This window comes from Acinetobacter sp. YH01019, assembly GCF_013420285.1.
GTDB classification, from domain to species: Bacteria; Pseudomonadota; Gammaproteobacteria; order Pseudomonadales; family Moraxellaceae; genus Acinetobacter; species Acinetobacter gandensis.
Map to the genome: position 1 here is coordinate 1 of NZ_VOYM01000105.1, position 7,610 is coordinate 7,610.

At 38.7% G+C, this 7,610-nt stretch carries 8 protein-coding genes and 3 pseudogenes; 7 read left to right on the forward strand and 4 right to left on the reverse strand.

Features of this window, described 5'->3' with window-relative positions; all coding sequences use genetic code 11:
• Positions 1-101: 101 nt before the first annotated feature.
• The gene (locus tag FTT84_RS18295; RefSeq protein WP_373685045.1) at positions 102-281 is read left to right on the forward strand and encodes a hypothetical protein; all 180 of its coding nucleotides are present in this window, start codon (positions 102-104) and stop codon (positions 279-281) included.
• Between the two features lie 27 nt (positions 282-308).
• On the opposite strand, the gene FTT84_RS16015 is transcribed toward FTT84_RS18295, so the two are convergent.
• The gene (locus tag FTT84_RS16015) at positions 309-860 is read right to left on the reverse strand and encodes a macro domain-containing protein (RefSeq protein ID WP_114238013.1); all 552 of its coding nucleotides are present in this window, start codon (positions 858-860) and stop codon (positions 309-311) included.
• Positions 861-865: 5 nt separating this feature from the next.
• Positions 866-1,132 (reverse strand): hypothetical protein, encoded by a 267-nt coding sequence (locus tag FTT84_RS16020; protein WP_257223433.1) that lies wholly within the window; start codon positions 1,130-1,132, stop codon positions 866-868.
• 41 nt (positions 1,133-1,173) lie between these two features.
• Here FTT84_RS16020 and FTT84_RS16025 point away from each other — a divergent pair.
• The 5 genes and pseudogenes from FTT84_RS16025 to FTT84_RS16045 form a co-directional block, all read left to right on the forward strand.
• Positions 1,174-1,473, forward strand: a pseudogene (locus tag FTT84_RS16025) (IS4 family transposase); the annotation flags it as partial.
• Positions 1,474-1,642: 169 nt separating this feature from the next.
• On the forward strand, positions 1,643-2,104 hold the full coding sequence (locus FTT84_RS16030; protein ID WP_257223434.1) for a spore coat U domain-containing protein: 462 nt from the start codon (positions 1,643-1,645) through the stop codon (positions 2,102-2,104).
• Positions 2,105-2,139: 35 nt separating this feature from the next.
• Positions 2,140-2,865 carry a molecular chaperone gene (locus tag FTT84_RS16035; protein ID WP_180081825.1) on the forward strand — a complete coding sequence of 242 codons (726 nt, stop codon included), beginning with the start codon at positions 2,140-2,142 and terminating at the stop codon, positions 2,863-2,865.
• Positions 2,866-2,871: 6 nt separating this feature from the next.
• A complete protein-coding gene (locus tag FTT84_RS16040) occupies positions 2,872-5,253 on the forward strand; it encodes a fimbria/pilus outer membrane usher protein (RefSeq protein WP_180081827.1) in 2,382 nt (793 codons plus the stop codon).
• Positions 5,253-6,257, forward strand: a complete 1,005-nt coding sequence (locus tag FTT84_RS16045) for a spore coat U domain-containing protein (RefSeq protein ID WP_180081828.1) — start codon at positions 5,253-5,255, stop codon at positions 6,255-6,257. Before FTT84_RS16040 ends, FTT84_RS16045 begins: the two co-directional genes overlap by 1 nt.
• Here FTT84_RS16045 and FTT84_RS16050 read toward each other — a convergent pair.
• Both FTT84_RS16050 and FTT84_RS16055 read right to left on the reverse strand, forming a co-directional pair.
• Entirely contained in the window at positions 6,254-6,733 is a 480-nt protein-coding gene (locus tag FTT84_RS16050) for a spore coat U domain-containing protein (protein WP_180081830.1), read from the reverse strand. The genes FTT84_RS16045 and FTT84_RS16050 overlap by 4 nt on opposite strands.
• A 333-nt stretch (positions 6,734-7,066) precedes the next feature.
• A pseudogene (locus tag FTT84_RS16055) lies at positions 7,067-7,288 on the reverse strand (IS481 family transposase); the annotation flags it as partial.
• A gap of 64 nt (positions 7,289-7,352) precedes the next feature.
• Here FTT84_RS16055 and FTT84_RS17960 point away from each other — a divergent pair.
• A pseudogene (locus tag FTT84_RS17960) lies at positions 7,353-7,610 on the forward strand (transposase); the annotation flags it as partial.

Sequence of the window (7,610 nt, forward strand, 5' to 3'; positions counted from 1 at the left end):
TTCGCAAGAGATGCGATGGATGTCTGGTGATTTGTAGTCATAAATTTTAGTCCCCACTTGTTTTTAAGTGGGGACTAAATTAAGGCTTATAGGATGAATTCATAAGGTGTGTTCAGCGGACGCTTACCCTTGATCAAGTTTCAAATCGCCAAAAGGTTTCAGGTCAAGTATTACCAATTCAATTTAGCAATGATGAAGCAACAAAACGTGTTGTGATGCACAGTGCTAAACCAGTTATTAATCAGCATAAAGCTGAACTTCAAGAGCTTGCTTATAAATGAGTTTGATTAGCTCAACATTGATTTAAACTAAGAAATTATGATTTGAATATTTGGATCCTCAATATTTAACAAAATATTTTTATAAATTATAAAGTTTTCTTCTTCACGACAAATAAAGAATACCTCTTCGACATACTCGTATTTATGTAATAAAGATAAGATTGTGCCTATGGCAATCTCAGAAGCTAATTGTCGAGGAAAACCATACACACCTGTACTAATATTGGGAAAAGAAACAGTAGATGCATGAAGTGCATTTGCCTTAAAAAGCGCATTACTATAAGCATCACAAAGTAACTGTGGCTCATTACGCTCACCATTAAACCATCTCGGACCAACTGCATGAATTAGATATTTTGCAGGTAAATTACCAGCGGTAGTTACCTCCGCTTGACCTGTTGGACACCCACCTTTTTCTTGATTCAGCTTGATACATTCAGCTTTCATCAATGGCCCTGCTTTCTTATGAATGACATAATCAAGCCCACTTCCACCAAGCAATGATTTGTTTGCTGAATTAACAATGGCGTGTACAGCAAAGGTTGTTATATCTGCTTGGGTGAGATGGACTTTTTTCATAAATTTTATGCAATACCGCGATCTTTTTTAAACTGAGAAATAATAGGATTTAATTCAGATCCACAGAATTCAATATACTCATTTGTAATTCCACGACCACTAGAAGGATGTGGTAACCCAACTACAGTGCAGTTTTCAAATTTATTGATATAAGCCAATGAGCCATGATAATCAGGCATTCTTAATGTTTGTAATTTTTCAATTTCATTGCCCATAATTGTAGTGAATTTATCCCTTACTTTCTCTGTACACGACAAAAATAGATAACTCATTGAAATAATGTCACAATAATTGTTTTCTAACGACGAATACTATGATACATCTCAATGAGTTATATCTTATCTTAAACAAATCTCTAAAATGGAACAAGTCACATTTAAAGTGCTTTGCGCTCATCATGCTTGTGATTATTTTAAAGCAAACATGTAATCTTTCTTCTGCATCTAAAGCCTTGCCCATCAAGTGCTTACCACAATCATTTTATCGACGTATGCAGCGCTTCTTTGCAGGTCAGTATTTTGATTATCGTCAAATTTCTCAGTTGATTTTCAATATGTTTTCATTCGACCAAGTGCAACTGACTTTAGATAGAACCAATTGGAAATGGGGAAAATGCCATCAAAGACTTTTTGCAACAAAGACATGTGAAAAAACGAGGAAAATATTTGGGTGAAATTTGTACTTATTTTTTATTAAAGTTCTTTACAAGATCAAAAAATAGGCTATAATCCACGCCATATTTTTATTTAGTGTGTAATCATTCACATTGTATGGGGCATTTCATGAAAAAAGTCATTGTTTCGGCGGTTTTAGGTTTTTCTTCTCTTTTTACTGTAGCGCATGCGGAAGTCACTAAGTCTACTCAATTTGAAGTTAAACTTACAGTAAATGAATCATGTGAGTTTACTGCATCTCAAAACGTAGAATTTGCTTCTGTTGATCGTTCTACTAAATCTGCAAGCAATGCAAAAGGTCAGTTAAATGTTACTTGTACTTTAAACACACCTTATAAAATTGCTTTAGCTGGTACAGGTGAAATGAGTAACACAAATACATCTTCAACAGTTCCATATAAATTGTATCAGGACTCTACCCGTACAACTGAGTGGGATGCTGACAATTTATTATCAAAAACAGGTAATGGTAAAGATCAAGCAATCCCTGTCTATGCTAAATTAGCGGGCAATACTAACGTTGAAGCTGGTACTTATGTGGATACAGTGGTTGCAACTGTAACTTACTAATTGATTAGAGCTGTACGAATAGAGTGACGTAGAATATGAACAAATTGAGACAATTCATTTGTGCTTCTATCGTTTCACTTTATTCGCTCAGCACTTTGGCAGCCAGTCTACAAGTTGCTCCAATTTCTGTTGCATTCTCCCCGCAGGAAAAAGCCAAAGAAATATGGCTGACCAATACCAGTGAGCGACCTATTCGGGCACAAACTCGCGTGTTGATCTGGTCGCAAGTTGCAGGTCAGGATCAAGTAAATACTACACGAGACTTGGTTGCTAGCCCATCGATTACAGAAATTAAAGCGGGTGAGCAACAGCTGATCCGAATTATTCGTATTGCGCCACAAAATACAGCGGTAGAACAGACTTATCGCTTATTGATTGATGAACTGCCAAGTTCAGGACAAGCCGATGCACAAACTGGCTTGCAGTTATTATTACAGTATTCTATTCCAGTTTTTATCAAGCCTACTGATAGTATTGCTATGCGCAATGGTTTAACCCTGTTAAATCAAGTGAATTTTCAATATCAGGCTCAGCAGCTGATTGTAAAGAACAATGCGAAAAGCCATATTCGGATCAGTGAATTAACCTATATCAATCCAAATGGTGAAAGAATACCGTTAATCAATGGCTTAGTAGGCTATGCGCTTGCTGGTCAGAGCATGCGTTGGGATATTCCCGAGTCTAAAAAAATACTCCCAAATGGCAAGTTTGAAGCCAGAATCAATAGTGATGGTTTAGCACAGCTGCTTCCCATTCAATAAGTATTAATGATAAAAAAGTTCGCTTACTGTGGCCCATTATTTCAAGCATTGCTGTGTACGTATTGTTTATCCAGTACTTTGGTTATTGCCGGCGAAACCGTCAGTTTAGAGGATGATGGTATTGAGCAGCAGGAGCTGTATTTAAGTATTGTGTTGAATCAGGCATCTAGCTCAACTTTTGGGCACTTTATTCAAACACCGCATGATTTACTGATTTCACGAACGACCCTACAAGAACTGCAATTAAAAGTTGGCATACCTGATGCTCCTCAGCACGCAGGTTTTATCAGTTTGTCTCAAATTTCTGGTTTGAACTACGATTACAATGCCGCTGCGCAAAGTATCCATCTGGATGTAGCCGTCTCTCTTTTGCAAAACAATACCGTTGCAGGATTTATTCCGATAGAGGCCGCTAAAGTGAATGCCCAACAGATTAAGCCAGGTGTGCTTTTCAATTACGATTTTTATGCCCAAGCGACGGAAGATGCTTGGTCTTTAAGTGGTTGGAATGAGCTACGTCTTTTTGGTTTTGGGGCAGGCAGTGTTTTGAGTATTTCTGCCAACCATGCTTATACTAAGTCAAACATATCGGAAGAACTGAATAGCCAGATTTTAGATACTTATTGGCAAAAGGATTTTGCCAATCGGGCGCTGACATTAACGTTGGGTGATAGTCAGTCGCGTGCTTTAGATTGGAGCCGTTCGACACGAATTTCAGGCATTAAACTTGCTAAAAACTATAATTTACAGCCATACCAAGTGACTTCACCGCTAGCCTCATTTAAAGATTCAGTACTATTGCCATCAACGGTAGATTTATTAATTAATGGTATTCAGCAAAGCAGCAGTGAAGTACTTCCGGGGCAGTTTAATATTCAGACCGCACCGTCAATTACAGGTGCAGGAACAGCGCAGTTATTAATTACTGATTTGAATGGGCAGCAACGGGTTGTCAATTTTTCCTTATTTGGTACTTCACAGTTATTGCAGCAAGGTTTATCCGACTGGGACGTGAGTCTAGGAGTGAATAAACTGAATTATGCGGTCAAGTCATTTAGCTATGGGCATGATCTTTTAATGAATGCCACTTTCCGGCATGGTCTCAGCAATGACACGACTTTGGAAAGCCATACTGAATATTCAAATAATGTGGCTTTAGCAGGATTCGGTATTGTACACCGCTTGCCAAACGCTTTAGGGGTGCTGAATGGCTCTTATAGTTATAGCGAATTAAACCAGCAGGCAGGGCAGGCTTTTTCAGCAGGTTATGAGTGGAATAACCGCTTGATCAACTTTTCTATGCATCATCAGCAAAGTGACGGTAATTTTGGTGATTTGGCAAGTCGTTTGGGCTATGCCTATATTGACCGCTCTGATCATGTTTTCTTGGGAGTGAATACGCCTCTTGGTCAATTTGGTAGCAGTTATGCAGCGCAGCAATATCAGGGCATTGATAATGAATATTTGATCTTTAATTGGTCTTATTATTTTCCTTCTAAAAACTATTTAACCTTAAATATGACCCGTGATTTAAATGAAAAAAGTAATACTTTTTTTATGTCATTGAATATTCCATTAGACCGTCAGACCAATGCCGCCATGAATGCCCAAAAAAATACAGAGCGTAATAAAGTGTCGGCAAGTGTGCGTAAAACAGCTTTGCAAAATCAAGCGGATTGGGGCTGGCAAAGCAACATTGAATATAGTGATCCAAGCAATTATAGCTTACAGGGACAGTTGCAGCGGGAAACCTCAGTGGGACAATGGGATCTGGGTTTTCAGAATGCTAAGATTAACGATGAAGATTATAGTACTGTCATTGGGTCAGCACGTGGCAGTCTGGTGATGATGAACCGCAATCTTTTTGCCATGCGTCAATCACTGAACTCATTTGCCGTGGTGTCTACAGAAGGTGTGGCAGATATTCCCGTGCGGCTGGAAAATCGTCTCGTGGGTAAAACCAATCGCAAGGGCTTGTTATTAATCGACTCCCTGAATCCATATCAGCATAATGTGGTCTCTATAGATACGTTGGATTTACCGCTGGAATATAAAATTGAGTCAACACAGATAGATGCAGTCCCCTATAGTGCTAGTGGCGTATATCTGAATTTTCCAGTGTATAAAATGCGTTCGGTACAATGGGCTGCGGTCGACGAGCAGAATCAGCCTTTAAAAATGGGAAGCCGAGTGTGGGTTCAGCAAACTGCACCTCATTTAGAGAATGTTGAACATACGATTGTTGGGCGGGATGGTATGATTTATTTAGAAAATCCAGCTGCGTCAACAGTTTTTGTCGAGCAAATGGGGCAGGTGTGCCGTATGGACTTGCCTGATTTTTCAGCGCAATATGGTTTTCTAGACTTGGGGAATTTAACGTGCAAATAATGATGAATGTTCACCATGTACGACGTTCATGGTTGCTGATGGCGTATTGGATTTTTGTCCTAATGTTACCTTTTGTTCTAATGGGTGCCAGTTCATCGGTGCAAGCATCTGGTTCGTGCTGGCTGTCAGGCCCAGCTTTGAATTTCGGTTCAGTCTCAAGTAAAGGGAAAACCAGCTATACCAATTGGCAAGTGACTTGTAACCAATATGGCCATACTAAAACGGTCAATGTGTCTTTGTGTCCTTATGCGACCTTGGATGGTTTAGGTTTATCCAGTAATCGTCGACAAATGGTTTCATATTCTTCTTGGCCGCATTCTTATCTCACTTATGATTTGTATTATGATCCCGCTTTAACACAACGAATCGATACGCAAGCCAATTTATCGACGTTAAAATGTATTTATAAAAATTTTACCGCGAATGAAAACCAGAAAGTTTTTGATCTAACTATTTATGGTCATGTCTATGCGGGGCAAAATGTAACAGCTGGAAGTTATCACAATAATAATGATATACAAGTCAATCTATTATATGCCTTTAGTCAGGACAAGCAGCCAAGTACAGAAGATGTATTGGCATCTCAGTCAAGCAATCAAAGTGGTAACAGTTTGAGCGTAACGACAAATTATGAAAACAGCTGTAATTTGATTTCTGCATATGATCTGAATTTTGGTCAAATGAATGATTTATCTCAGGCAGTGACCAGTTCGACAGCGGTAGCGTTGTCCTGTCCTTTGAATACGTCTTGGAAAGTGAATTTAGATCAGGGAATGAACTACGATGGTACGACGCGTCGTATGCGTAAAGGTGCGGACTATATTGCCTATGAATTATATCGTGATGCTCAGTACAGCCAGCTTTGGAACAATAGTGGCACATCACAGGGAATGGGCAACAATGGCACACAAACTATTCCTATTTATGGAAAGGCTGGGCCAAGTGCAACTGCTGTACCAGCAGGAGAATATCAGGATACCATTACTGTGACTCTAACCTATTAATAGGTAATCACAGCAGTTACTTTGTCGGTATATTGACCTGCAGGAACATTGGTATTTGCTTGGTTAACTTGTCCCCAAACGGGAATTTTTTGTGTGTTTCCAGTGCCCGTATTGCTGTATGCATTTTGAGTATCTGCACCCCAGAGCGTTGTACGATTGGCATCCTGATAGAGGGTGTAAGGGATTTTAGTGTTATTTAAAGCGACATTCGTCATTTCGCGTTGGCTTTGTAATGCAATACTATAAGGTGTTCCCTGTGTGCAATTGACTGCTAAATGGCTACTCTGATTGGATCCTGTTGAGGCACGATTAATGCTTCCAAAATCAAGATCTGAACTGTTTGCGGTCGTAATATTACAGGTTTCTTTAATGATAATGCTCACATTAAGCTGAGTCGATTGCTGATTCGCTGCATACATAAATGCCGATGTACCCGCTAAAATAGAGGTAAAGAGAACAAAAAATCGTATTTTCATACATTATCTTTTTTACTTAATTTATCATTAACAATAGGGTACTAATTTTTTATTAAAAAGTATACAGTGGTGTTTCAAAAAGTATGCTAACCATAATTTAAATCTTATAAAGCATTAAAAATTTAGTCAATTTAATTTACTTCTTTTCAATTTCTCTATTAACAGAATTAACTAGCATATTTTTTGAAACTCCACCCATTTCCGAATAGTCTGTCGCATTGCTTTAAGTGCATCATTACTGACTGCCGGAGAGAAATTTACATAAACTCTTTTATACTTGTCCACAGCCTTACGGGACCTAAACGTGTACCCGAAAAAGTAAATTGTACATCTGTTTAGTCCCGGCATTTGATGGATCGGATCAATCTTAAAAAATTCAGGTTCATCTGTCCACTGTTTGCAGATGAACTCGTAGGGAGTCAGGCCACTGAGTGTCTTGAGTCTGCAGCCAAAGTTGTATGCAGCAATAAAATCAGCAAGGTGAATACATAGCTGAGTGCGATCGTCGTAATGGAACCGTTTGACAGTAGCTTCTTTAATCGTTCGGTTCATCTGATGTGTGCTGAAAAAACAGGAGGTTTTAACTTGGTAAACTAAACACATTCATCAGGAGTTTACCATGAGCAAGAAACACAAGACTTACACCACAGAATTTAAAGCTGAAGCCATCAAATTAATTGAAGCCAATCAAGGCAATGTCTCGGAAACAGCTAGACAATTTAGCATTTCAATGCAAACTCTTTCAAATTAGAATACCAAAGCAAAGGCTGGAACTTTAGCAGGTACAAAACAGTATTCACCTGATCTAAACGCTCTACTCGAAGAAAATAAAAAACTCAAACAACAGCTCAAAATAGCTGAAATGGAACGTGAATTT